This is a genomic window from Streptomyces tamarix, assembly GCF_032423885.1.
Taxonomy (GTDB): Bacteria; Actinomycetota; Actinomycetes; order Streptomycetales; family Streptomycetaceae; genus Streptomyces; species Streptomyces tamarix.
The window spans coordinates 82,677-107,863 of sequence record NZ_JAWCTQ010000005.1 but is presented as its reverse complement, the minus strand read 5'-3'; the positions used below and the strand labels follow the sequence as shown (position 1 = coordinate 107,863).

21 protein-coding genes are annotated in these 25,187 nt (G+C 72.1%); 3 read left to right on the top strand and 18 right to left on the bottom strand.

Features of this window, described 5'->3' with window-relative positions; translation table 11 throughout:
- Window positions 1-45: 45 nt before the first annotated feature.
- Together RND61_RS06125 and RND61_RS06120 are read right to left on the bottom strand one after the other, a co-directional pair.
- Window positions 46-1,293 (bottom strand): DUF2092 domain-containing protein, encoded by a 1,248-nt coding sequence (locus tag RND61_RS06125; protein ID WP_315876747.1) that lies wholly within the window; start codon window positions 1,291-1,293, stop codon window positions 46-48.
- 161 nt (window positions 1,294-1,454) lie between these two features.
- Complete coding sequence (locus RND61_RS06120; protein ID WP_315876745.1) at window positions 1,455-2,465, bottom strand: polyprenyl synthetase family protein; 1,011 nt, start codon at window positions 2,463-2,465, stop codon at window positions 1,455-1,457.
- Between the two features lie 874 nt (window positions 2,466-3,339).
- Here RND61_RS06120 and fahA point away from each other — a divergent pair.
- Window positions 3,340-4,575 carry a fumarylacetoacetase gene (fahA, locus tag RND61_RS06115; protein WP_315876744.1) on the top strand — a complete coding sequence of 412 codons (1,236 nt, stop codon included), beginning with the start codon at window positions 3,340-3,342 and terminating at the stop codon, window positions 4,573-4,575.
- An 89-nt stretch (window positions 4,576-4,664) separates the two neighbouring features.
- Here the strand turns inward: fahA and RND61_RS06110 are convergent, their stop codons facing one another.
- Both RND61_RS06110 and RND61_RS06105 read right to left on the bottom strand, forming a co-directional pair.
- A complete protein-coding gene (locus RND61_RS06110) occupies window positions 4,665-5,495 on the bottom strand; it encodes a dioxygenase family protein (protein WP_315876743.1) in 831 nt (276 codons plus the stop codon).
- A 57-nt stretch (window positions 5,496-5,552) separates the two neighbouring features.
- On the bottom strand, window positions 5,553-6,551 hold the full coding sequence (locus RND61_RS06105) for an AraC family transcriptional regulator (protein WP_315876742.1): 999 nt from the start codon (window positions 6,549-6,551) through the stop codon (window positions 5,553-5,555).
- Between the two features lie 287 nt (window positions 6,552-6,838).
- On the opposite strand from RND61_RS06105, the gene RND61_RS06100 reads away from it, so the two are divergent.
- Window positions 6,839-7,384: a hypothetical protein gene (locus RND61_RS06100; protein ID WP_315876740.1), complete on the top strand. Its 546-nt coding sequence runs from the start codon at window positions 6,839-6,841 to the stop codon at window positions 7,382-7,384.
- Between the two features lie 133 nt (window positions 7,385-7,517).
- Here the strand turns inward: RND61_RS06100 and nuoN are convergent, their stop codons facing one another.
- Genes nuoN through RND61_RS06030 form a run of 14 tightly spaced genes read right to left on the bottom strand, consistent with a single transcriptional unit; the run spans window position 7,518 to window position 23,528 of the window.
- Complete coding sequence (gene nuoN / locus RND61_RS06095; RefSeq protein WP_315876739.1) at window positions 7,518-9,167, bottom strand: NADH-quinone oxidoreductase subunit NuoN; 1,650 nt, start codon at window positions 9,165-9,167, stop codon at window positions 7,518-7,520.
- On the bottom strand, window positions 9,164-10,735 hold the full coding sequence (locus RND61_RS06090; protein WP_315876738.1) for an NADH-quinone oxidoreductase subunit M: 1,572 nt from the start codon (window positions 10,733-10,735) through the stop codon (window positions 9,164-9,166). The genes nuoN and RND61_RS06090 overlap by 4 nt, the downstream gene beginning before the upstream one ends.
- A gap of 5 nt (window positions 10,736-10,740) precedes the next feature.
- The gene (nuoL, locus tag RND61_RS06085) at window positions 10,741-12,681 is read right to left on the bottom strand and encodes an NADH-quinone oxidoreductase subunit L (protein ID WP_315876737.1); all 1,941 of its coding nucleotides are present in this window, start codon (window positions 12,679-12,681) and stop codon (window positions 10,741-10,743) included.
- Window positions 12,682-12,695: 14 nt separating this feature from the next.
- Window positions 12,696-12,995 (bottom strand): NADH-quinone oxidoreductase subunit NuoK, encoded by a 300-nt coding sequence (gene nuoK / locus RND61_RS06080; protein ID WP_315876736.1) that lies wholly within the window; start codon window positions 12,993-12,995, stop codon window positions 12,696-12,698.
- Window positions 12,992-13,819, bottom strand: coding sequence for an NADH-quinone oxidoreductase subunit J (locus RND61_RS06075; RefSeq protein ID WP_315876735.1), 828 nt, complete (start codon window positions 13,817-13,819; stop codon window positions 12,992-12,994). The genes nuoK and RND61_RS06075 overlap by 4 nt, the downstream gene beginning before the upstream one ends.
- Complete coding sequence (gene nuoI, locus RND61_RS06070) at window positions 13,816-14,469, bottom strand: NADH-quinone oxidoreductase subunit NuoI (RefSeq protein ID WP_315876734.1); 654 nt, start codon at window positions 14,467-14,469, stop codon at window positions 13,816-13,818. Before nuoI ends, RND61_RS06075 begins: the two co-directional genes overlap by 4 nt.
- The gene (gene nuoH / locus RND61_RS06065; RefSeq protein WP_315876733.1) at window positions 14,459-15,826 is read right to left on the bottom strand and encodes an NADH-quinone oxidoreductase subunit NuoH; all 1,368 of its coding nucleotides are present in this window, start codon (window positions 15,824-15,826) and stop codon (window positions 14,459-14,461) included. The genes nuoI and nuoH overlap by 11 nt, the downstream gene beginning before the upstream one ends.
- Window positions 15,823-18,327, bottom strand: coding sequence for an NADH-quinone oxidoreductase subunit G (locus RND61_RS06060; RefSeq protein WP_315876732.1), 2,505 nt, complete (start codon window positions 18,325-18,327; stop codon window positions 15,823-15,825). Before RND61_RS06060 ends, nuoH begins: the two co-directional genes overlap by 4 nt.
- Entirely contained in the window at window positions 18,324-19,673 is a 1,350-nt protein-coding gene (nuoF, locus tag RND61_RS06055) for an NADH-quinone oxidoreductase subunit NuoF (RefSeq protein WP_315876731.1), read from the bottom strand. Before nuoF ends, RND61_RS06060 begins: the two co-directional genes overlap by 4 nt.
- Window positions 19,673-20,512, bottom strand: coding sequence for an NADH-quinone oxidoreductase subunit NuoE (gene nuoE, locus RND61_RS06050; RefSeq protein WP_315876877.1), 840 nt, complete (start codon window positions 20,510-20,512; stop codon window positions 19,673-19,675). The genes nuoF and nuoE overlap by 1 nt, the downstream gene beginning before the upstream one ends.
- Before the next feature lie 17 nt (window positions 20,513-20,529).
- Window positions 20,530-21,864 carry an NADH-quinone oxidoreductase subunit D gene (locus RND61_RS06045; RefSeq protein ID WP_315876729.1) on the bottom strand — a complete coding sequence of 445 codons (1,335 nt, stop codon included), beginning with the start codon at window positions 21,862-21,864 and terminating at the stop codon, window positions 20,530-20,532.
- The gene (locus RND61_RS06040) at window positions 21,861-22,598 is read right to left on the bottom strand and encodes an NADH-quinone oxidoreductase subunit C (RefSeq protein ID WP_315876727.1); all 738 of its coding nucleotides are present in this window, start codon (window positions 22,596-22,598) and stop codon (window positions 21,861-21,863) included. The genes RND61_RS06045 and RND61_RS06040 overlap by 4 nt, the downstream gene beginning before the upstream one ends.
- Window positions 22,595-23,149, bottom strand: a complete 555-nt coding sequence (locus RND61_RS06035) for a NuoB/complex I 20 kDa subunit family protein (protein WP_315876726.1) — start codon at window positions 23,147-23,149, stop codon at window positions 22,595-22,597. Before RND61_RS06035 ends, RND61_RS06040 begins: the two co-directional genes overlap by 4 nt.
- 19 nt (window positions 23,150-23,168) lie before the next feature.
- Entirely contained in the window at window positions 23,169-23,528 is a 360-nt protein-coding gene (locus RND61_RS06030; RefSeq protein ID WP_010470881.1) for an NADH-quinone oxidoreductase subunit A, read from the bottom strand.
- 718 nt (window positions 23,529-24,246) lie between these two features.
- Here RND61_RS06030 and RND61_RS06025 point away from each other — a divergent pair.
- Window positions 24,247-25,098: a C40 family peptidase gene (locus tag RND61_RS06025; protein ID WP_315876725.1), complete on the top strand. Its 852-nt coding sequence runs from the start codon at window positions 24,247-24,249 to the stop codon at window positions 25,096-25,098.
- Window positions 25,099-25,187: the final 89 nt, after the last annotated feature.

Sequence of the window (25,187 nt, the reverse complement as noted above, 5' to 3'; positions counted from 1 at the left end):
CCGTGCCTGTGCGGCGGGCCCCGGCCCGCGTACCCGCGGCGCGGCCTACTTCACGGCCTGCTTCGCGGCGTCGTTCGCCGCCGCGACCAGCGCCTTCTCGGTCACGGCGCCGGCGTACACCCGGCCGTCGTCCGTCATCAGGGCGTTGACCAGGCGGGTCTTGAAGACCATGCCCGAGCCGAACTCACCGGTGACCCTGCTGCCCAGGCCGTCCAGGAACTGCTGCGCCCCGGCGGGCAGCTCCTCCGACGCGGCACCGCCCTCGGGCGCGCCCGCCGGGGCGCCGCCACCCGGTCCGGCCAGCTCGACGACCGTGGTCCAGCCCTCGCCCATGACGTTCAGGCCCGGCTCGCCACCCCGACCCTCCAGCTCCTTCAGGCCCTCCTCCAGCGCCTTGCGGTCCTTCTCCTTCAGCTCGGCGGCCGGTTCGCGCGCCTCGTCCGCCTCGGTGACCTCGGCGCCCTTCGGCGGCGTGAACGTGAACGCCGACGCGTCCGGCTTCCCGAAGTCGACCTTGGTGAAGCCGACGTCGACCGCCGCCGCGCCGCCGCCGCTCGGCGTGAGCGTGAACTTCAGCGGGACGCCGTTCTCCGCGTCGACCGCGACCTTCACCGAACCGATCGTGGACCCGCTCTGCTCGGGCTTCATGACCAACTGGTACGCGTCGCGCCCGGCGACCCGCGCCGTGCCGTCGACGGTGACCGACGTCGTCTCGTCGACCGCCGCCAGCGCCTGGGCCGCGAGCTCCTTCGGCGTGACCGGGGGCCCGTCGGCGCCATCGGCGTCCCGGCCGCCCGCCCCGCTGCCGGGGGCGGCGTCCACGTCGTGCAGGACCTTGCCGGACTTGCTGTCGTACACCCAGGTCTCCGCGCCGTTGCGCACGAGGGTGTACTCGTCGCCGCCGTCCTGGACGGTCAGGCGCTGGCGGTCCGGGCCGTCCGCGGCGACCTTCAGCGTGTGCGTACCGGTCGCGAACCGCATGAGCTGCGCGTCGGCGGACTCGGCCGCGGCGCGGTCGCCCAGCAGGTCACCGAGGCCGGCGATGGACGGCAGGCCCAGGTCCGTGGTGACCTTCACCGTGCCGGACACGTGCTGGACGTCCGACGCGGCTATCTTCTCGACGAGCTCCTGCGCGGTGATCTTCGGCAGGTCCGGGTCACCGGAAGCCGCGAGCGCCGGGACGAGCCCGATGGTCGCCGCCGCCACCCCCGCCACCGCGACCGGGACCGCGTACCGCGCCACTGTCCGGCGCGCGGGCCGCGGGGTCTGTGCGTCGCTGTCGTTCGGTGCCATGTCTGCGCTACCTCCGTGGTCTGGTACGACCATTCCACCCGACCGGCTCCGCGAAAGCATCAGACCGCGGCATCAACCTGCCGTACCCCTCTGGGATGACCCGGTGTCAGGGTCTTCCCCCATACGGCTCCGAACGCCCCGCTCACGCGCGCGGGCACGGTTCAGCCCGCCCGGTGCACCACCAGGTCGCACAGCTCGACGAGCGCGGCCTTCGCGTACCCGTCCGGCAGCGGGGCCAGCATCGCCCGCGCCTCCTGCGCGTACCGCACCGTGTCGCGGCGGGCCAGCTCCAGCGCGGGGTGGACGCGCAGCCGACGCAGCGCCTCGGCGTGGCGGGCGTCGTCCGTCAGGTCGCCCTCCAGGAGCTCGACCAGCTCCACGTCCTCGGCCCGGCCGTGCTGCTCCGCCAGGGCGCGCAGGTGGAGGACCGGCAGGGTGGCGATGCCCTCGCGCAGGTCGGTGCCGGGCGTCTTGCCCGACTCGTGGGAGTCCGAGGCGATGTCCAGGACGTCGTCGGCCAACTGGAACGCCACGCCCAGCCGCTCGCCGTACTGCGTCAGGATCTCCGTGAACCGCTCCCCGGCGCCCGCCATCATCGCGCCGAACCGGCCGGAGACGGCGACCAGGGAGCCGGTCTTGCCGGCGATGACGTCCAGGTAGTGCTCGACCGGGTCGTTCCCGTCGCGGGGGCCGGCGGTCTCCAGGATCTGGCCCGTGACCAGCCGCTCGAACGCCTCCGCCTGGATGCGCACCGCCTCGGGGCCGAGGTCCGCCAGGATGTGCGACGCGCGCGCGAAGAGGAAGTCGCCCGTGAGGACGGCGACCGAGTTGCCCCAGCGCGTGTTGGCGCTCTCCACACCGCGTCGTACGAGCGCCTCGTCCATCACGTCGTCGTGGTACAGCGTGGCCAGGTGGGTGAGCTCGACGACCACGGCCGCCGGGACGACGCCGGGCGCGTGCGGGTCGCCGAACTGCGCGGCGAGCATCGCGAGCAGCGGACGGAAGCGCTTGCCGCCCGCCCGTACCAGGTGCTGCGCCGCCTCCGTGATGAACGGCACGTCGCTCTTGGTGGCGTCGAGCAGTCCGGCCTCGACAGCCGCCAACCCTGTCTGGACATCGGCTTCGAGAGCCTGGTCCCGCACGCTCAGCCCGAACGGCCCGACTGCGGTCACGAGGGGGTCTCCTGTCTGCGGACGATCACACGGATTGTCGACGTGTCGCTGGATTCACTCACGTCAGCGTATCCGGTCCCGTTTGGATCGCCGTGGGCACCTTCCCGCCACCCCCGGTATGTTCGCGATCGGCGCATACGGCCGGATCCACGCACGTGGAGGGGCCGCTCCGGGCGCCCGCACCCCCGTGCCGCATGAGGCGGATCACACGGACGCTCCCCTTCCGTCCCTTTCCGTCCCCTTCCCGGACGGCATCCGCCTCCCGCGCGCGTGGGAGCGGCCCTCCGGCCCCGCTGCCGAGGCCGTACAGCGGCATCCGCCTCCCGCGCGCGGGAGCGGCTGACCGGGCCCCGGTGGCGGAAGCCCGGCGACCCGCCTCCTAGGCGCGGGGGAGCGGCCGGACCGCCGTGGTACGCGGCACGCCGCCGCTCACCCTCCTCCCGCGTGCGGGGACGGCTCGTCTCCGTGGCGGGCTACGTCGCCCCGTCCGCCACCCGCCGCCGGTGACGCGGAACGGACCTGACCTCCCGCGCGGGGGCGGCGTCCCGCCTCCTCGCCAGCCCTGCTGGCGGTGTGGAGGACCTGCCTCCCGCGCGCGGAGGGTGGCTCCCACCCCCACCTCGGCGTCCCCGGTGCCCGTGCCACCTCCGGCGCGTGTGGGGAGGGGGTCTCGACGCCTTGGTCCCCGGTACGGCCACAGCGCCGTCTCCCGCGCGCGGGGCGGCCGGCGCGGGTGGCCGTTCCTCCGCCCCCGGAGCACGGCGGAACCCGTGTGCCGCGGGGGTGACGAGGCACTCCTCCGCCGCGCCTGGGAGAAGCGCGCGCCTCGGTCGTAACGTGTCCCCCACACACGTGGAAAGCGAGGCAAGCACCGATGCCCGAGCAGCCCTCACCGAGCCCGCTCGACCTCGCCGAAGGCGACCCCTTCGGCCCGCACAACCTCCCGTACGGCGTGTTCTCGACCGCCGACGAACCCGGCCGCCGCAGGGTCGGCGTCCGGATCGGCAGCCACGTCCTGGACGCCGGGGCCGCGGCGCACGCGCTCGGCTCGTCGTACGCCGGCCTGCTCGCCCAGCCCTCCCTCAACCCGCTGATGGCGGCGGGCCGCACGGTCTGGCGCGACGTGCGCCGGGCGCTGACGGCGTGGCTGACGTCGCCCGCGCACCGCGCGGACGTCGAGCCGCTGCTGCACCCGCTGGACGCGGTGACGCTGCACCTGCCGTACGAGGTGGCCGACTACGTCGACTTCTACGCGAGCGAGCACCACGCGTCGAACGTCGGCCGCATGTTCCGCCCGGACGGCGAGCCGCTCACGCCCAACTGGAAGCACCTGCCGATCGGTTACCACGGCCGGTCCGGCACCGTCGTGGTCTCCGGCACCGACGTGGTGCGCCCCTCCGGGCAGCGCAAGGCCCCAACCGACCCGGCGCCGGTCTTCGGGCCGTCCACGAAGCTGGACATCGAGGCGGAGGTGGGCTTCGTCGTCGGCACGCCGTCGGAGACGGGCCGCCCGGTGGCGCTGGGCGACTTCCGGGAGCACGTCTTCGGGCTGACGCTCCTCAACGACTGGTCGGCGCGCGACATCCAGGCGTGGGAGTACGTGCCGCTGGGCCCGTTCCTCGGCAAGTCCTTCGCCACGTCGGTGTCGGCGTGGGTGACGCCGCTGGAGGCCCTGGACGCGGCCCGCGTGGCCCCTCCGGCCCGCGACTTCCCGCTGCTGCCGTACCTGGACGACGCGGACGAGGACGAGCCCGGCGGGTACGAGCTGCACATCACCGTGGAGATCAACGGCGAGGTCGTCGCCGAGCCGCCGTTCTCCACCATGTACTGGACGGCCGCGCAGCAGTTGGCGCACATGACCGTCAACGGCGCGTCGCTGCGCACCGGCGACCTGTACGGCTCGGGCACGGTCAGCGGGCCCGAGACGCACCAGCGCGGCTCGCTGCTGGAGCTGACGTGGAACGGGCGGGACGCGCTCGACCTGTCCACCGGGAAGCGGACGTTCCTGGAGGACGGCGACGAGGTCACGCTCACCGCGTGGGCGCCCGGCCCGGACGGCGTGAAGGTCGGCCTGGGCGAGGTCACCGGACGGATCACGCCCGCCGTCTGATCCTCCGGACGTCGAAGGGCCCGGCACCCCGGCTCCGGGTGCCGGGCCCATGCGGCTCCCCCCTCGGGTTCAGCCGCGTCCCGCGATGGTCACTCGGCCCGCCACAGGGCGGGCGCGTTCGGCGGCTCCCAGCCGGTCTGGGCGGTGTGGGGCTGGAGGCAGACGTAGCCGCGCCCGCCGTACGTGACCCGGTCGCCGGCCCGGTAGGCCGTGCCCACCGCCCACGTGCCGCCGCCGGGCGGCGGGGTGGTCGGGGTGGGGCTCGGGCCCGGCGACTGCGGCACGTTCAGGACGAAGTCGAACGCCGCCTCCCGGGCGCCGCCCGCGTCGTGCACGGTCATCAGCAGCCGCGGGTCGAACAGCGAGTCCGTCGCGTTGCGGGGCTCGTTCGGGAAGTAGAGCTGCGTGGTCAGCACCGGGCGGCCGGGCGCCTGCGCCTTGACGTGGATGTGGCGGGTGCGCCCCGGGTACAGCCCCGGCACGATCGTGGTGAGGCGGAACGCGCCCTGCGCGTCGGTGTACTGGTGGCCGCGGAAGCGGAACCCGGTGTTGTCGTAGGCACCGTTGTTGTCGGCCTGCCAGAAGTCGAGCAGGACGCCGGATATCGGGCTGCAGCCGAGCCCGAAGACGTACCCGGAGACGGTGAGGCGCACGCCGGGGGTGCCCGATTCCAGCAGTGACGTGCGGCGGGGGGAGTTGGGCTTGAAGTAGGGGCCCTCCATCTGCGGCGGCGTGGGGTCGTCGCCGTCGTCGCAGGTGGGGGTCAGGGCCGGGCGGGCGCCGGGGGAGGCGGCGGTGGCCCGGGCCAGTGCCGGCGCGCCCATGAACACCGCGGGGGCGGCGACACCGGCCGCCAGGGCGGCGCGCAGCACGGCCTTGCGGGAGGGGTGCCCGGTGCGGGGCTCGTCGTGGTCGTCCATGCCTGCTCCTCGTCGGGAGGGGGGGTCAGGGGAACGGCACCGAACCTACGCACGCCGTCACGGACGGACGATGGACTGGACACGGTCGTCGTGGTGAATATCGCGGGCGCGCCCCCGACCCCCGGTCCCCCCGCCGCCCGGCGCCGCTCCCCCGCCGCGCGCCTCGGCGCCGCGCCGGAAGTCGCCGGGGCTGACGCCGGTCTCGCGGCGGAAGAAGCGGCAGAAGTACGCGGCGTCGTCGAAGCCGACCCGGCCCGCCACCTGGCGGACCGTCAGGTCGGTGCGGGCGAGGAGCCGTTTCGCCTCGTGGGCGCGGGCTTCGCGGACCAACTGCCCCGGAGTGCGGCCGGTCGCGGCCTTGACGGCGTCGGTGAGGTGGCCGGGGGTGACGCCGATGCGCGCGGCGCAGGCCCCCACCGACCACAGGGCCGGGTCGCCGCGGCCGATCAGCCGCGTGAACTCCTCGGCGACGGCGCCCGGCCGGGTGCCGGGCCGGCCGTGGGCGGCGGGCCCGGTGCCGTACAGCCGCGCCGCGCGGACGACGAGGACGTGCAGCAGGGCGCGCAGCACGGAGGAGCAGCCCTCGGCGCCGCGGCCGTACTCGTCGTGGAGGTCGGCCAGCAGCCGCGCGGCCTGGGCGGCGGACCGCTCGTCGAGGGTGGGCCAGGGCCGCTCGGCGAGGAGGCGCAGCAGGGCGCGGTCGCCGGGGTGGTCGAGCAGGAAGTCCTCGGTGAACAGGACGACGGAGCCGTCCACCCCGGCCGCGCCCTCCCAGTGGTGGATCTGGCCGGGCACGAGGAAGCCCAGGTGGGGCGGGCGCAGCGGCCAGCGGGCGAGGTCGGTCACGTGGGCGCCGCGCCCGGCGGTGACGTGCACGATCTCGTAGAAGGTGTGCCGGTGCGGGAAGGCGGCCCGGGCCATGGGGCCGATCGTGTCGAACGTGCCGACCGCGAACGGCACCGCGTCGGGCATCGGGACCTCGAGGCGGTGCATCGGCAGCGCCTCCGGCTGTCCGGCCGCGTCGTTCTCCCCCGGTAGGACCGTGGTGCCGCGCATCGTCGCCCGCGCCCCTCCTCGTCGTCGCCGCGGCCGGGCGCGGCCTGCCGTGGCCCGCCGCGGTCCGCGACTGGTCTGAACCAGTTCCCAGGAGCACCATGCCATGGACATGACCCGTGGGACAGGGCGCTTTCCGCCCTATGGCCGACTCCGGATGCGGGCGGGGGGCGGCCCGGCACATGCTGCTGGGGGCGGGGCACGGAAAGAGCCCGCCCGGACCCGTCCGAACCCGCCCGGACCCGCCGGGCGCCCGGAGGCACCTCCCTCCGTCCCCCGAGGAGCAGCGCATGAAGCCGAAAGGGCCCCTGTCCGCCGTCGCCGTCACCGCTCTCGTCCCCCTGGCGCTCCTGGCGGGCCCGGCACCCGCGGCGGCCGCCCCCGACGACGACACCACCGTGCGCGCCGACCTGATGACGGCGTACAGCGCGACGCAGAAGTACCACCGGGTCGAGCGGGCCGTCGCGGACGGCTACCTGCCGCTGCGCGGCTGCATCGCCCGCGCCGGCGAGGGCGGCATGGGGTACCACTACGTCAACAAGGCACACAACAACACGACCGATCCGGCGAAACCCGCCGCCCTCATGTACGAGAAGGCCGAGGACGGGACGCTGCGGCTGGTCGGGGTGGAGTGGTTCGTCGAGGACGCCGACCAGGACCTCGCGACCGACGACGACCGGCCGACGATGTTCGGCCAGCCCTTCCTCGGGCCGTCGCCCGGTGTCGAGGCCGGGGTCAAGGCCCACTACGACCTGCACGTGTGGATCCACAAGCCCAACCCGAAGGGGATGTTCCACGAGTGGAACCCCGACGTGCGCTGCCCCGCGGAGAAGTGACCCGCGCCGCCCGCGGGCGGGCCGCCCGGAGGGGCGGGCCGCGCGCGACACGGCCGGGCGGGGTGCGCCGCCCGCACCCCGCCCGGCCGTCCGTCCGCGCGCGTACGCGTCCCGTACGCCTCCGGAACACCGGCTACCGGACGAACACCCCCGCCTGGCCCGCGAGGTCCAGGAAGTACTGGGGGGCGACGCCCAGCACCAGCGTCACCGCGACCCCCACGCCGATCGCCGTCATCGTCAGGGGCGACGGCACGGCCACGGTCGGCCCCTCCGGGTGCGGCTCGCTGAAGAACATCAGCACGATGACCCGGACGTAGAAGAACGCGGCGATCGCCGACGCGATCACACCGACCACCACCAGCGCGCCCGCGCCGCCCTCGGCCGCCGCCTTGAACACGGCGAACTTGCCGGAGAAGCCGGACGTCAGCGGGATGCCGGCGAACGCCAGCAGGAACACCGCGAACACCGCCGCCACCAGCGGCGAACGCCGTCCCAGCCCCGCCCACTTGGACAGGTGCGTCGCCTCGCCGCCCGCGTCCCGCACCAGCGTGACCACCGCGAACGCGCCGACCGTCACGAAGGAGTACGCCGCCAGGTAGAACAGCGTCGACGAGATCCCGGACGGCGTCGCGGCGATGACACCCGCCAGGATGAAACCCGCGTGGGCGATCGACGAGTAGGCGAGGAGCCGCTTGATGTCGGTCTGCGTGATCGCGACGATCGCGCCGGCCAGCATCGTGACGATGGCGACGCCCCACATGACGGGCCGCCAGTCCCAGCGCAGCCCCGGCAGGACCACGTAGAGCAGGCGCAGCATCGCGCCGAACGCCGCGACCTTGGTGGCCGCCGCCATGAAGCCCGTGACGGGGGTCGGGGCGCCCTGGTAGACGTCCGGTGTCCACATGTGGAACGGCACGGCGCCCACCTTGAACAGCAGCCCCATCATCACCATCGCGAAGCCGATGAGCAGCAGCACGTCGTTGCTCATGGTCGCCGCGAGCGCCGGGTCGACCGTGCCGACCGCGCCGCCCACGACGTCCGCGATCCGGGCGTACGAGACGGAGCCCGCGTAGCCGTACAGCAGGGCGATGCCGAACAGCAGGAACGCGGAGGCGAACGAGCCGAGCAGGAAGTACTTGACCGCGGCCTCCTGCGACATCATCCGCTTGCGGCGGGCGACGGCGCACAGCAGGTACAGCGGCAGCGAGAAGACCTCCAGCGCGATGAACAGCGTCAGCAGGTCGTTGGCGGCCGGGAAGACGAGCATGCCCGTGATGGCGAACAGCACCAGTGGGAACACCTCGGTGGTGGTGAACCCGGCCTTGACCGCGGCCTTCTCGTGGTCGCTGCCCGGCACGGCGGCGGCCTCGGCGGCGAACGAGTCGACGCGGTGGCCGTGGCGGGCCGGGTCGAGTCGCCGCTCGGCGAAGGTGAACACCGCGACGAGCGAGGTCAGCAGGATCGTGCCCTGGAGGAAGAGCGCCGGCCCGTCGACGGCGATGGCGCCCATCGCGGAGATCTGCGCCTTCGTCGTGCCGTGCCCGGTGAGGGCGAGGCCGACGACCGCGGCGAACGCGCAGGCGAGCGCCACGCCGCTGAGGAAGAGCTGCGTGTGGTACCGGGCGCGGCGCGGGACGACGGCTTCCACGAGGACGCCGAGGATCGCCGCGCCGACCACGATGAGGACCGGGGCCAGTTGGGCGTACTCGATCTCCGGCGCGGGGATCTTGCCGAGCGGTTCGGCGGCCGTCGTCCACAGGGTGTGGAAGTCCGTAGTGCTCACTTGGCCGCCTCCACATCGGGCCGGGGATCCTTCTGCTGTACGTCGGACATGGTGTGCCGCACCGCCGGATTGACGATGTCGGTGAGCGGCTTCGGGTAGACGCCGAGGAAGAGCAGCAGCGCGATCAGCGGGGCCACCACGGCCAGTTCGCGCGGCCGCAGGTCGGGCATGGCCCGGACCTCCTCCTTCACCGGACCGGTCATCGTCCGCTGGTACAGCACCAGCGTGTAGAGCGCCGCCAGGACGATGCCGGTGGTGGCGACGACCCCCGCGACCGGGTACCGGGCGAACGTGCCGACCAGGACCAGGAACTCGCTGACGAACGGCGCGAGGCCGGGCAGCGACAGCGTGGCCAGGCCGCCGACGAGGAAGGTGCCCGCGAGGACCGGGGCGACCTTCTGCACGCCGCCGTAGTCCGCGATCAGGCGCGAGCCGCGCCGCGAGATCAGGAACCCGGCGACCAGCATCAGCGCGGCCGTCGAGATGCCGTGGTTGACCATGTAGAGCGTGGCGCCGCTCTGGCCCTGGCTGGTCATCGCGAAGATGCCCAGGATGATGAAGCCGAAGTGGGAGATCGACGCGTACGCGATCAGGCGCTTGATGTCCCGCTGGCCGACCGCGAGCAGCGCCCCGTAGACGATGCTGACCAGGGCGAGGACGATGATCGCCGGCGTGGCCCACCGCGACGCCTCCGGGAACAGGCCGAGGCAGTAGCGGAGCATCGCGAACGTGCCGACCTTGTCGACGACGGCCGTGATGAGCACCGCGACCGGCGCCGTGGACTCCCCCATCGCGTTGGGCAGCCAGGTGTGCAGCGGCCACAGCGGGGCCTTCACGGCGAACGCGAAGAAGAAGCCGAGGAACAGCAGCCGCTCCGTGTTGGTCGCCATCTCCAGCTCGCCGCTCGCCCGGGCGGCGGCGATCTCGGTGAGCGAGAAGTTCCCCGCGACGACGTACAGCCCGATCACGGCGGCGAGCATGACGAGCCCGCCGGCCAGGTTGTAGAGCAGGAACTTCACCGCGGCGTACGACCGCTGGGCGGCCGCCCTGTCGTCGCCGCCCGCGTGGGCGCGGTCCCCGAAGCCGCCGATGAGGAAGTACATCGGGATGAGCATGGCCTCGAAGAGGATGTAGAAGAGGAAGACGTCGGTGGCCTCGAAGGAGAGGATCACCATCGCCTCGACCATCAGGATCAGGGCGAAGAAGCCCTGCGTGGGCCGCCACCGCTTCGACTTCGTCTCCAGCGGGTCGGCGTCGTGCCACCCGGCGAGGACGACGAACGGCACGAGCAACGCGGTGAGCGCGACCAGCGCCACGCCGATGCCGTCCACCCCGAGCTCGTACCGCACCCCGAAGTCCTTGATCCAGGCGTGCGACTCGGTGAGCTGGTACCGCTCGCCGCCGGGGTCGAAGCGGACCAGGACGGCCACGGCGAGCGCGAGCGTGCCGAGCGAGAACAGCAGCGCCAGCCACTTGGCGGCGGTGCGCCGGGCGGCCGGGACGGCGGCGGTGACGATCGCACCGGCCGCCGGCAGCAACGCCGTCGCGGTCAGGAGGGGAAAGGACATCGCGGTCACACCGCCCTCATCAGCAGGGTCGCGGCGATCAGCACCGCAGCACCTCCGAACATCGAGACCGCATAGGAGCGGGCAAAGCCGTTCTGCAGCTTGCGCATCCGGCCGGAGAGACCGCCCATCGCCGCCGCCGTGCCGTTGACGACGCCGTCGACGAGGGTGTGGTCGACGTAGACCAGCGAGCGGGTGAGGTGCTCGCCGCCGCGCACCAGGACCACGTGGTTGAAGTCGTCCTGGAGGAGGTCGCGGCGGGCCGCCCGGGTGAGCAGCGAGCCGCGCGGCGCGACCACGGGCACGGGCCTGCGCCCGTACTGCGCGTACGCGATGCCGACGCCGATCAGCAGGACGACGACCGTCGCCGTGGTGATGACCCCGGCGCCGATCGGCGGGTGGCCGTGGTCGAAGTCCGTGACGGGCTCCAGCCAGGTGACGAACGCGCTGTTCAGCGAGAACAGCCCGCCCGCGAAGACCGATCCGAAGGCCAGCAGGACCATCGGGACGGTCATGGACTTCGGGGACTCGTGCGGGTGCGGCATCGCGCCGGGCGCCGCCTGGGCACCGGGTTCGACGTCGGCCGCCCCGTCCGGGTCGGGCGCGGGCTGCCAGCGCTTCTCCCCGAAGAACGTCATGATCATCACGCGGGTCATGTAGTACGCGGTGATCCCGGCGCCGAGCAGGGTGACCGCGCCGAGGATCCAGCCCTCGGCGCCGCCCTTCGCGAACGCCGCCTCGATGATCTTGTCCTTGGACCAGAAGCCCGACAGGCCGGGGAAGCCGATGATCGCCAGGTAGCCGAGGCCGAACGTCACGAACGTGACGGGCATGTACTTCCGCAGGCCGCCGTACTTGCGCATGTCGACCTCGTCGTTCATGCCGTGCATGACCGATCCGGCGCCGAGGAACAGACCGGCCTTGAAGAAGCCGTGCGTCACCAGGTGCATGATCGCGAAGGCGTAGCCGATCGGGCCGAGGCCGGCCGCGAGGACCATGTAGCCGATCTGCGACATCGTCGAACCGGCGAGGGCCTTCTTGATGTCGTCCTTCGCGCAACCGACGATCGCACCGAAGAGGAGCGTGACCGCGCCGACCACCACGACGGCGAGCTGCGCGTCCGGCGCCGCGTTGAAGATCGCACCGGAACGGGTGATCAGGTACACGCCGGCCGTCACCATCGTCGCCGCGTGGATGAGCGCCGACACGGGGGTCGGGCCCTCCATCGCGTCACCGAGCCAGGACTGCAGCGGCACCTGCGCGGACTTGCCGCAGGCGGCGAGCAGCAGCATCAGCCCGATCGCCGTCAGCATGCCCTCGGACGTCTCGCCGGTCGAGTCGAGCACCGGCCCGAAGGCGAACGTCCCGAAGGTGGTGAACATCAGCATGATCGCGACGGAGAGGCCGATGTCACCGACGCGGTTGACCAGGAACGCCTTCTTCGCGGCCGTCGCCGCGCTCGGCTTGTGCTGCCAGAACCCGATCAGCAGGTACGAGGCGAGGCCCACGCCCTCCCAGCCGAAGTACAGCAGCAGGTAGTTGTCGGCGATGACGAGCAGCAGCATCGCCGCGAGGAACAGGTTCAGGTAGCCGAAGAAGCGGCGGCGGCGCTCGTCGTGCTCCATGTAGCCGATGGAGTAGACGTGGATGAGCGTGCCGACCCCGGTGATGAGCAGGACGAACGTCATCGACAACTGGTCGAGCTGGAAGGCGATGTCCGCCTGGAAGCCCTCGACCGGCACCCAACTGAACAACCTCTGGTGCAGGGCCCGGTCCTCCGCGCCCTTCCCCAGCATGTCGGCGAAGAGCACCGCGCCGACGACGAAGGAGGCCGCGGCGAGCAGCGTGCCGAGCCAGTGCCCGGCCCCGTCCAGCCGCCGGCCGCCGCACAGCAGGACGGCCGCTCCGAGCAGGGGCGCCGCGACGAGCAGCGCGATCAGGTTCTCCACGATTCAGCGACCCCTTACAGCTTCATCAGGCTGGCGTCGTCGACCGAGGCCGAATGGCGGGCACGGAACAGGGACACGATGATCGCCAGCCCGACCACGACCTCCGCGGCGGCGACGACCATCGTGAAGAAGGCGATGATCTGGCCGTCCAGGTTGCCGTGCAGCCGGGAGAACGCGACCAGCGCCAGGTTGCAGGCGTTGAGCATCAGCTCCACGCACATGAACAAGATGATCGCGTTGCGCCTGATCAGCACCCCGGCCGCGCCGATGGTGAACAACAGGGCGGCGAGATACAGGTAGTTGACGGGATTCACTTGGCCGCCTCCTCTCCGTCCCGCCGGCGGCCCAGCCGCTCCTCGGCGCGCTGCTCCAGCGCCCGCAGGTCCTCCAGCGCCTGCGCCGAGACGTCACGGACCTGCCCGCGCGCCCGCAGCGTGCGGTTCACGGTCAGCTCGGACGGGGTGCCGTCCGGCAGCAGGCCGGCGACGTCCACGGCGTTGTGCCGGGCGTACACGCCGGGTGCCGGCAGCGGCGGGAGCTGCTTGCCCTCGCGCACCCGCTGCTCCGACAGCTCCCGCTGCGTGCGGGCCCGCTCGGTGCGCTCCCGGTGCGTCAGCACCATCGCGCCGACCGCGGCCGTGATGAGCAGCGCGCCCGTGATCTCGAAGGCGAAGACGTACTTGGTGAACAGCAGCGTCGCCAGGCCCTCGACGTTGCCGCCGGCGTTCGCCGTGCCCAGGCCGTTGAACGTGTCCAGCGAGGCGCGGCCGATGCCGGCGATCAGCAGGGCGCCGAAGCCGAGCCCGCACAGCAGGGCCAGCCAGCGCTGGCCCTTGATGGTCTCCTTCAGCGAGTCGGCGGCGGTGACGCCGACGAGCATCACGACGAAGAGGAACAGCATCATGATCGCGCCCGTGTAGACCACGACCTGCACGACGCCCAGGAAGTACGCGCCGTTGGCGAGGTAGAAGACCGCCAGGACGACCATGGTCCCGGCCAGGCACAGCGCGCTGTGCACGGCCTTGCGCATCAGTACGGTGCACAGCGCGCCGATCACCGCGACCGTGCCGAGCAGCCAGAACTGCACGGCCTCACCGGTCGAGGTGGTGTAGGCGGCGGCCAGCGTGTTCGCGGTCATGCCCCGATCACCTTCTCGGACGCGGGTTCGTTCCCGCCGAAGTCCGACGCGGCCTCCTGCGGGGGCTGCTCGCCCTTGCTGACCGCGACCTGCCGGACCGTGCCCGGCGCCGCCTCGTGGACCAGGCCCCGGTAGTAGTCCTGCTCGTCCGTCCCCGGGTGGAGGGCGTGGGGCGTGTCGACCATGCCCTCCTGGAGGCCCGCGAGGAGCTGCTCCTTGGTGTAGATCAGGTTCTCGCGGGAGCTGTCGGCGAGCTCGAACTCGTTCGTCATGGTCAGCGCCCGCGTCGGGCACGCCTCGATGCACAGCCCGCACAGGATGCAGCGGGCGTAGTTGATCTGGTAGACGCGGCCGTACCGCTCGCCGGGCGAGTAGCGCTCCTCGTCGGTGTTGTCCGCGCCCTCCACGTAGATGGCGTCGGCGGGGCACGCCCAGGCGCACAGCTCGCAGCCGACGCACTTCTCCAGCCCGTCCGGATGGCGGTTGAGCTGGTGCCTGCCGTGGAAGCGGGGCGCCGTCGTCTTCTGCTGCTCCGGGTACTGCTCCGTCAGCCGCTTCTTGAACATGGCCTTGAAGGTCACGCCGAAGCCGGCCACCGGGTTCTGGAAGGGGGTCCGTGGGGTGTCCCCCCGGGATGATTCAGTAGACACCGTCCGTCTCCTTTCCGTCACTCGCAGTATCTGCCGGGCCACTGACAATCAGCTCGCCCTCACCGCGCGGCCGTCGCCGCGGCACCGGCGGCAGGGTCTGCCCGGGCAGCGGCGGCACCGGGAACCCGCCGGCCATCGGGTCGAACTCACCGGTCTGCGCGGTCTCCTCGGGGCCGCCCGCGGCCTTCGCCTTCCGGTCGCGGAACATGTCGGCGACGAAGGACAGCAGCAGCACCGCCAGGACCGCGGCGGCGACGTACAGCACGATCGACTGGAACGCGACGTTCTCGTTGCGCAGGGCGCGCACGGTCGCGACGAGCATCAGCCACACGACCGAGACGGGGATGAGGACCTTCCAGCCGAGCTTCATCAACTGGTCGTAGCGGACGCGGGGCAGCGTGCCGCGCAGCCAGACGAAGAGGAACAGCAGCAGCACGACCTTGCCGATGAACCAGAGCATCGGCCACCAGCCGTGGTTCGCGCCCTCCCACAGCCCCGAGATCGGGTACGGGGCGCGCCAGCCGCCCAGGAAGAGGGTGACCGAGACGACCGAGACGGTGACCATGTTGACGTACTCGGCCAGCATGAACATCGCGAACTTGATGGAGCTGTACTCGGTGTTGAAGCCGCCGACCAGGTCGCCCTCGGACTCCGGCATGTCGAACGGGGCCCGGTTGGTCTCGCCGACCATCGTCACCATGTAGATCAGGAACGACACCGGCAGCAGCACCACGAACCAGCGGTCCGCCTGCGCGTCGACGATCGCCGAGGTCGACATGGACCCGGAGTAGAGGAAGACGGAGGCGAAGGCCGCGCCCATCGCGATCTCGTACGAGATCATCTGCGCGCAGGCGCGGAGCCCGCCGAGCAGCGGGTACGTCGAGCCGGACGACCAGCCGGCGAGGACGATGCCGTAGATGCCGACGGAGGCGACCGCGAGGATGTACAGCATCGCGATCGGCAGGTCGGTCAGCTGCATCGTGGTCCGCTGGCCGAGGATCGAGACCTCGTTGCCCGCCGGGCCGAAGGGGATCACGGCGATCGCCATGAACGCGGGGACGGCGGCGACGATCGGGGCGAGGACGTAGACGACCTTGTCCGCCCGCTTGACGACGACGTCCTCCTTCAGCATCAGCTTGACGCCGTCCGCGAGGGACTGGAGGAGGCCCCAGGGGCCGTGCCGGTTGGGGCCGACGCGCAGTTGCATCCACGCGACGACCTTGCGCTCCATCACGATGGAGATCAGCACGGTGACCATGAGGAAGGCGAAGCAGAAGACCGCCTTGAGCACCACGAGCCACCAGGGGTCGCGGCCGAACATGGAGAGGTCCTCGGCCGCGAGGAGGGCCGGGTTCATGCGCGCACCTCCGTCGAGTCCGTCGAGTCCGATGGGTGGGGGGCGGCCGGGGTGAGGCGGACCAGGCGGCCGGGGGCCGTGCCCAGGTCGGACAGGACGCCGCCGCCGGTCGAGCGGAGCGGCAGCCACACCACCCGGTCGGGCATCTCGGTCACCCGCAGCGGCAGCTCGACGGAGCCGGCCGGGCCGGTCACCCGGAGCAGGTCGCCGTCCTCGACGCCGGTCTCGGCGGCCGTGGCGGGCGACAGGCGGGCGAGCGCGGCGTGCCGGGTCCCGGCGAGCGCCTCGTCGCCCTCCTGGAGGCGGCCCAGGTCGAGCAGCATCCGGTGGCCGGCCAGGACGGCCTCGCCCTCGCCGGCGCGGGGCAGCGGCAGCCGGGCCTCGGCGGGGTCGTCGGCCCGCCCGCCGTCCCACGCGCCGAGCCGGTCCATCTCGCGCCGCACGGTCCGCAGGTCGGGCAGGCCGAAGTGCACGTCCATCGCGTCCGCGAGCATGTGCAGGGCGCGCGCGTCGGCCGGCGGCAGCGCGTTCGCCAGGTGCTCGGGCTTCAGCGCCGCCTCGAACATCCGGACCCGTCCCTCCCAGTTGAGGAACGTGCCGGCCTTCTCCGCGACCGCCGCGACCGGGAGGACCACGTCGGCCCGCTCGGTGACCTCGCCGGGCCGCAGCTCCAGCGACACGACGAACGCCGCGTCGAGCGCCTCACGCGCGCGTGCCGGGTCCGGCAGGTCCGCCACGTCGACGCCGCCGACGAGCAGCGCGCCCAGCTCGCCGGTGGCGGCGGCCTCCACGATCTGGCCCGTGTCGCGCCCGTAGCGGTGCGGCAGTTCCCGTACGCCCCACGCGGTCGCCGTCTCCTCGCGGGCCCGCGGGTCGGTGGCCGGGCGGCCACCGGGCAGCAGCGTCGGGAGGGCGCCCGCCCAGACCGCGCCGCGCTCACCGGCCCGGCGCGGGATCCACGCCAGGTGGGCGCCGGTCGCGGCGGCGGCCCGTACGGCGGCGGACAGCGCGCCCGGCACGCCGGCGAGGCGCTCGCCGACGAGGATGACGGCGCCCTCCTCGCGCAGGGCCCGTGCCGCCACGGCGCCCGGCCCCGCGAGGTCGGCGCCGGCCGCGAGGGCGTCCAGCCACTCGGTCTCCGTGCCGGGCGCGGCGGGCAGCAGCGTGCCGCCCGCCTTCTCCAGGCCGCGGGTCGTGTACGGGGCGATGGCGTACGTGCGCTGCCCGTGCTTGCGCCACGCCTTGCGCAGCCGCAGGAAGACGCCGGGCGCCTCCTCCTCCGCCTCGAACCCGGCGAGCAGCACGGCGGGCGCCTTCTCCAGCATGCCGTACGTGACGCCGCGGCCGTCCAGGTCGCGACCGTGCCCGGCGACCCGGGCGGCCAGGAAGTCGGCCTCCTCGCCGCTGTGCACGCGCGCGCGGAAGTCGATGTCGTTCGTGTCGAGCACCACGCGCGCGAACTTGGCGTACGCGTAGGCGTCCTCCACCGTGAGCCGCCCGCCGGCGAGGACGCCGGTGCGGCCGCGGACCAGGCCGCGCGCCGCCGCCCGGAGCGCCTCCGGCCACGACGCGGGCCGCAGGGTGCCGTCGTCGCCGCGCACGAGGGGCGTGGTGAGGCGGTCCCGCTGCTGCGCGTACCGGAACGCGAAGCGTCCCTTGTCGCACAGCCACTCCTCGTTGACCTCCGGGTCGTTGGCGGCGAGCCGCCGCATGACCTTGCCGCGCCGGTGGTCGGTGCGGGTGGCGCAGCCGCCGGCGCAGTGCTCGCACACGGAGGGGCTGGAGACCAGGTCGAAGGGGCGGGAGCGGAACCGGTACGCCGCGGAGGTGAGGGCGCCGACCGGGCAGATCTGGATGGTGTTGCCGGAGAAGTACGACTCGAAGGGGTCGCCCTCGCCGGTGCCGACCTGCTGGAGGGCGCCGCGCTCCACCAGCTCGATCATCGGGTCGCCGGCGATCTGCTGGGAGAAGCGGGTGCAGCGGGCGCAGAGCACGCACCGCTCGCGGTCGAGGAGGACCTGCGTGGAGATCGGGACGGGCTTCTCGTAGGTCCGCTTGCGGCCCTCGAAGCGGGAGTCGGCCCGGCCGTGCGAGACGGCCTGGTTCTGCAGGGGGCACTCGCCGCCCTTGTCGCAGACGGGGCAGTCCAGGGGGTGGTTGATGAGCAGCAGCTCCATCACCCCGACCTGGGCCTTCTCGGCGACCTTCGAGGTGAGCTGGGTCTTCACCACCATGCCGTCCGTGCACGTGATCGTGCACGAGGCCATGGGCTTGCGCTGGCCCTCGACCTCGACGATGCACTGGCGGCAGGCGCCGGCCGGGTCGAGGAGGGGGTGGTCGCAGAACCGGGGGATCTCGATGCCGATCTGCTCGGCGGCCCGGATGACCAGCGTCCCCTTCGGGACGGAGACCTCGACGCCGTCGATGGTCAGCGTGACCAGGTCCTCCGGCGGCACCGGGGCGGCCCCGCCGCCGGCGGGGTTCGATGCCATGACGGTCATGCCGTCACCTCCACGTGGTTGTCCGCCCAGGCGGTCGACCTGGCCGGGTCGAAGGGGCATCCCCTGCCGGTGATGTGCTCCTCGTACTCCTCGCGGAAGTACTTCAGGGAGGAGAAGATCGGCGAGGCGGCGCCGTCGCCGAGGGCGCAGAACGACTTGCCGTTGATGTTGTCGGCGATGTCGGCGAGCTTGTCGAGGTCGGACGGCTTGCCCTTGCCCGCCTCGATGTCGCGGAGCAGCTGCACCAGCCAGTACGTGCCCTCGCGGCAGGGGGTGCACTTGCCGCAGGACTCGTGGGCGTAGAACTCGGTCCAGCGGGTCACGGCGCGGACGACGCAGGTCGTCTCGTCGAAGCACTGGAGCGCCTTGGTGCCGAGCATGGACCCGGCGGCGCCGACGCCCTCGTAGTCGAGGGGCACGTCGAGGTGCTCGTCGGTGAACATCGGCGTCGACGAGCCGCCCGGCGTCCAGAACTTCAGCCGGTGGCCGGGCCGCATGCCGCCACTCATGTCGAGCAACTGGCGCAGCGTGATGCCGAGCGGGGCCTCGTACTGGCCGGGGGCGGCGACGTGGCCGCTCAGCGAGTACAGCGTGAAGCCGGGGGACTTCTCGCTGCCCATCGACCGGAACCAGTCCTTGCCCCGGTGGAGGATGGCGGGAACCGACGCGATGGACTCGACGTTGTTCACGACGGTGGGGCAGGCGTACAGACCGGCGACGGCGGGGAAGGGGGGACGCAGTCGGGGCTGGCCGCGGCGGCCCTCCAGCGAGTCGAGCAGGGCGGTCTCCTCGCCGCAGATGTACGCGCCGGCTCCGGCGTGCACGGTCAGTTCGAGGTCGAGGCCGCTGCCGAGGACGTTTTGACCGAGGTAGCCCGCCTCGTACGCCTCGCGGACGGCCTCGTGGAGGCGGCGCAGGACGGGGACGACCTCGCCGCGCAGGTAGACGAAGGCGTGCGAGGACCTGATCGCGTAGCAGGCGATCACGATGCCCTCGATGAGGGAGTGCGGGTTGGCGAAGAGGAGGGGGATGTCCTTGCAGGTGCCGGGCTCCGACTCGTCGGCGTTGACGACGAGGTAGTGCGGCTTGCCGTCGCCCTGCGGGATGAACTGCCACTTCATCCCGGTGGGGAAGCCCGCGCCGCCGCGGCCGCGCAGGCCGGAGTCCTTGACGTACGCGATGACGTCGTCGGGGGTCATGGCGAGGGCCTTGCGCAGCCCTTCGTAGCCGTCGTGGCGCCGGTAGGTGTCCAGGGTCCAGGGGCGGGGCTCGTCCCAGAAGGCGGACAGGACCGGTGAGAGCAGCTTCTCGGGGCTGGTCTCCCCGATGGCGGGTGCCAAGGTCATCACTCCCCCTCCCCGCTGACCGGGCCCGCCGGGTGCTTCGGGTCGGACGCGGAGGTCTGTTGTGGTGCGTCGTGCGAGCTGAGGTGGCCGGAGCCCGGCACGGGGCCGTCGTGGGGCGCCTGGCCGCTGTGGTCCGCCTCGGCCGCCTCGCCGCGCGGGTGGACGACGCGGGGCGGGAGGGCCTCGCCCTTGGCGAGCTTCAGGCCGATGAGGGAGGCCGGGCCCGCGCCGCCGCCGGCTTCGACCGCGCCGGGCCTCGTGTCGGGGAAGCCGGCGAGGATGCGGGCCGTCTCCTTGAACGTGCACAGGGGCGCGCCGCGGGTCGGGGTGACGGGGCGGCCCGCGCGCAGGTCGTCGACGAGGCGCTTGGCGCTCTCGGGGGTCTGGTTGTCAAAGAACTCCCAGTTGACCATCACGACGGGCGCGAAGTCGCAGGCGGCGTTGCACTCGATGTGTTCGAGGGTGACCTTGCCGTCGTCGGTGGTCTCCTGGTTGCCGACGCCGAGGTGCCGCTTGAGCTCGTCGAAGATCGCGTCGCCGCCCATGACGGCGCAGAGCGTGTTGGTGCAGACGCCGACCTGGTAGTCGCCGCTCGGCTTGCGCCGGTACATCGTGTAGAAGGTGGCGACGGCGGTGACCTCGGCGGTGGTCAGCCCCAGCACGTCGGCGCAGAAGCGCATGCCGGTGCGGGTGACGTGGCCCTCCTCGGACTGCACCAGGTGCAGCAGCGGCAGCAGCGCGGAGCGCGAGTCCGGGTAGCGGGCGATCACCTCCCGGGCGTCCGCTTCGAGCCGGGCGCGCACGTCGGCGGGGTAGTCGGGGGCGGGGAGTTCGGGCATCCCCAGTTGGACGTCGGTCACCGGTCGACGCCTCCCATCACGGGGTCGATGGACGCGACGGCGACGATGACGTCGGCGACCTGGCCGCCTTCGCACATCGCCGCCATGGCCTGGAGGTTGGTGAAGGACGGGTCGCGGAAGTGGACCCGGTAGGGGCGGGTGCCGCCGTCGGAGACGACGTGCGCGCCCAGCTCGCCCTTGGGGGACTCGACGGCGGCGTACGCCTGTCCGGCGGGGACCCGGAAGCCCTCGGTGACCAGCTTGAAGTGGTGGATCAGGGCCTCCATGGAGGTGCCCATGATCTTCTTGATGTGGTCGAGGGAGTTGCCGAGGCCGTCGGGTCCGAGGGCGAGCTGGGCGGGCCAGGCGATCTTCTTGTCGGCGACCATGACCGGGCCGGGGGCGAGCCGGTCGAGGCACTGCTCGATGATGCGCAGCGACTGCCGCATCTCCTCCAGCCGGATCAGGAACCGGCCGTAGGCGTCGCACGTGTCGGCGGTCGGCACGTCGAACTCGTACGTCTCGTAGCCGCAGTACGGCTCGGCCCGGCGCAGGTCGTGCGGGAGCCCCGCGGAGCGCAGGATGGGCCCGGTGGCGCCGAGGGCCATGCAGCCGGCGAGGTCCAGGTAGCCGATGTCCTGCATGCGGGCCTTGAAGATGGGGTTGCCGGTGGCGAGCTTGTCGTACTCCGGCAGGTTCTTCCGCATCGTCCTGACGAACTCGCGGATCTGGTCGACGGCCCCGGGCGGCAGGTCCTGGGCGAGGCCGCCGGGACGGATGAACGCGTGGTTCATGCGCAGGCCGGTGATCAGCTCGTAGAGGTCCAGGATCATCTCCCGGTCCCGGAACCCGTAGATCATGATCGTGGTGGCGCCGAGCTCCATGCCGCCGGTGGCGATGCACACGAGGTGCGAGGAGAGCCGGTTGAGCTCCATGAGCAGGACCCGGATGACGGTGGCCCGGTCGGGGACCTGGTCCTCGACGCCGAGCAGCTTCTCCACGCCGAGGCAGTACGCCGTCTCGTTGAAGAACGACGTCAGGTAGTCCATGCGCGTGACGAAGGTGGTGCCCTGCGTCCAGGTCCGGTACTCGAGGTTCTTCTCGATGCCGGTGTGGAGGTAGCCGATGCCGCAGCGGGCCTCGGTGACGGTCTCGCCGTCGATCTCCAGGATGAGCCGCAGCACGCCGTGCGTGGACGGGTGCTGGGGACCCATGTTGACGACGATCCGCTCGTCGTCGGCCTTGGCCGCGGACTGGACGACCTCGTCCCAGTCGCCGCCGGTGACGGTGTAGACGGTGCCCTCGGTGGTCTCGCGGGCCTCCGCCTGCGGGGTGGAAGGGGGGGTGGTCACGAGTACGACCTCCGCTGGTCCGGAGCCGGGATCTGGGCGCCCTTGTACTCGACGGGGATCCCGCCGAGGGGGTAGTCCTTGCGTTGCGGGAAGCCCTGCCAGTCGTCCGGCATCATGATCCGGGTGAGGGCGGGGTGGTCGTCGAAGATCAGCCCGAAGAAGTCGTACGTCTCGCGCTCGTGCCAGTCGTTGGTCGGGTAGACGGCGACGAGCGACGGGACGTGCGGGTCGCTGTCGGGCGCGCTGACCTCCAGGCGCAGTCGCCGCCCGTGGGTGAGCGAGCGCAGGTGGTAGACCGCGTGCAGTTCGCGGCCCTTGTCGCCCGGGTAGTGGACGCCGCTGACGCCCAGGCACAGCTCGAAGCGCAGGGCCGGGTCGTCGCGCAGGGTCCGGGCGACGCGGACGAGGTGCTCGCGCGCGATGTGGAAGGTGAGTTCGCCCCGGTCGACGACCGTCTTCTCGATGGCGTTCTCGGGGACGAGCCCCTGTTCCTCCAGGGCGCCCTCCAGCTCGTCGGCGACCTCGTCGAAGTACCCGCCGTACGGCCGGGTGGCCTGGCCGGGGAGGCGGATGGAGCGGACGAGGCCGCCGTAGCCGGAGGTGTCCCCGCCGTTCGCGGCGCCGAACATGCCGCGCTGGACGCGGATCTCCTCCCCCTGGTCGCCGCGGCGGCCGGGGAGGTTCTGCGCGCCGAGCTCCTTGTCGGGGTTCGGCTGGCTCGACTGGTCGGTCACCGGAGCAGCCCCTTCATCTCGATCGTCGGGAGGGCCTTGAGCGCCGCCTCCTCCGCCTCGCGGGCCGCTTCGCGCGCGTTGACGCCGAGCTTGGACGTACGGATCTTCTGGTGGAGCTTGAGGATCGCGTCCAGCAGCATCTCGGGGCGGGGCGGGCAGCCGGGCAGGTAGATGTCGACCGGTACGACGTGGTCGACGCCCTGCACGATCGCGTAGTTGTTGAACATGCCTCCGGAGGAGGCGCAGACGCCCATGGAGATCACCCACTTCGGATCGGGCATCTGGTCGTAGACCTGGCGCAGCACCGGGGCCATCTTCTGGCTGACCCGGCCGGCCACGATCATCAGGTCGGCCTGGCGCGGCGAGCCGCGGAAGACCTCCATTCCGAACCGCGCCAGGTCGTACCGGCCGGCGCCGGTCGTCATCATCTCGATGGCGCAGCAGGCGAGGCCGAAGGTCGCGGGGAAGACGGACGACTTGCGCACCCATCCCGCGGCCTGTTCGACCGTCGTCAGCAGAAATCCGCTCGGCAGCTTCTCTTCGAGTCCCATGACTGTGCCCTTCAGCCCCTCAGTCCCATTCCAGGCCGCCGCGCCGCCACACGTACGCGTAGGCGACGAAGACCGTGAGCACGAAGAGGAGCATCTCCACGAGCCCGAAAAGCCCCAGGGCGTCGAACGTGACCGCCCAGGGGTAGAGGAAGACGATCTCGATGTCGAAGACGATGAAGAGCATCGCCGTCAGGTAGTACTTGATCGGAAAGCGGCCACCTCCGGCCGGCGTCGGGGTGGGCTCGATGCCGCACTCGTACGCCTCGAGCTTCGCCCGGTTGTACTTCCTCGGGCCGATGAGCGTGGCCATGACCACGGAGAAGATCGCAAAAGCTGCCCCGAGGGCGCCGAGCACGAGGATGGGCGTGTACGCATTCACGCTCCTCGCTCCTTCCAGTCGTCCTTGACCGTTGGACCGCACCGGGCATCCGTCTCGCCGCCTCGAAGGAGCCCCGGGTGATCGGGGACCCCCGGAAGATCGCTTACATGTGAGGCAGTTCACAAGCCCGACTGCAACGCATCCTATGCCCGTCGATCTGTGATCTGCGACACGGGATACGGCAACGACTTTGTGATCTCCACCACCTGGCGAACGATCATGAACGCGGATGAACGCCAAACTTCGCACCAGAGGTGATCGAGTAGCCACGATATGTGACATCGACGCCGGAAATCGCTGGTCGGAGGGGTCTTGCACTATCAAATCCTGGTACGTACACGCAAATTCGTGATGGACGCGTCCGAGTGATAAAGGAGCTCACCCCACCCGTGCGGGGGCCCGGCGGGACGGAAGTGGACGCGTGCACCCGTTCACGAGCGCGGAGCGCAAGCGCCGGGCACGCGAATGTGACCTGCACCACTCGTCGCGAGCGGATGGAAAAGCGGGGTTGGCCAACTTCGCCAACCAGTGGTAGGCGGGCGGCAATTCGGACGTTTCGCGGAAAACCCATGATCACGGGCGTGATCGCGTGAGCCTGAAATGTCCGTTACGGCGTCAATAAAGGGCGCCAGGAACCGGATTCGGCCCTTCCGGGCACAACTGTGGCGCAACACACGTTTCTTGAAGGGAACCGCCGAGCCCTGATAGCGGTTGTCTCATGTCCCACACCGCTCACATACCCAGCCACCGGAAGCCGCGCCGCAGCTCGTCGAAGCTCGCGCTGCGTGCCGGAGTTGCCGGTGGCGTCCTCAGCACCATCGCGGTGGCCGCGTCGCCGGCTCAGGCCGAGCCGGTGACCGAGACCATCGAGATGCCCACGCTCACGAACATGGACCTGTCGGGCGCGCTGTCCACCGCCGTCGCCGCCTCCGCGGAGTCGACCGAGCAGGACGCCCTCGCCCAGGACCTGCGGGCGCAGGAGGACGCGGCGGCCGCCAAGGCGGCGAAGGACGCCAAGAAGGCCAAGGCCGAGGCGGAACGCAAGGCCGAGGCCGAGCGCAAGGCCAAGGAGGCCGAGGAGAAGGCCCGCGCCGAGGCCCAGGAGCGCGCCTCCCGGTCCGCCGAGCGCACCACCACCCTGTCCGCGTCGTCGTCCGTCGGCGACAGCGGCTCCTCCAGCGCCGGCTCCAGCTCCAGCTCCAGCTCCACGGCGACCGGTTCGGCCGCCGCCATCGTCGCCTTCGCGCGCGCCCAGATCGGCGACGCGTACGTCAGGGGCGCCACGGGCCCCAACGCCTGGGACTGCTCCGGCCTCGTCCAGGCCGCCTACCGCCAGGCCAACATCGACCTGCCGCGCGTCTCCAGCTCCCAGTCGAGCATGGGCACCTCCGTCTCGCTGGGCGACCTCCAGCCGGGCGACATCCTCTACTGGGGCAGCCGCAGCGGCTCGTACCACGTCGCCATCTACGTCGGCGGCGGCATGTACGTCGGCGCGCAGAACCCCAGCACCGGGGTCGTCCAGCAGTCCCTGGACTGGGACCCGCCGTCCGGCGCCGTCCGCATCCTCTGACGCCGCCGCACCACGCCGAAGGGCCGTCGCTCCCCCGCTCGGGGTGGGAGCGGCGGCCCTCGCCGTACGTCCGGGGCGGTCAGGCCCCG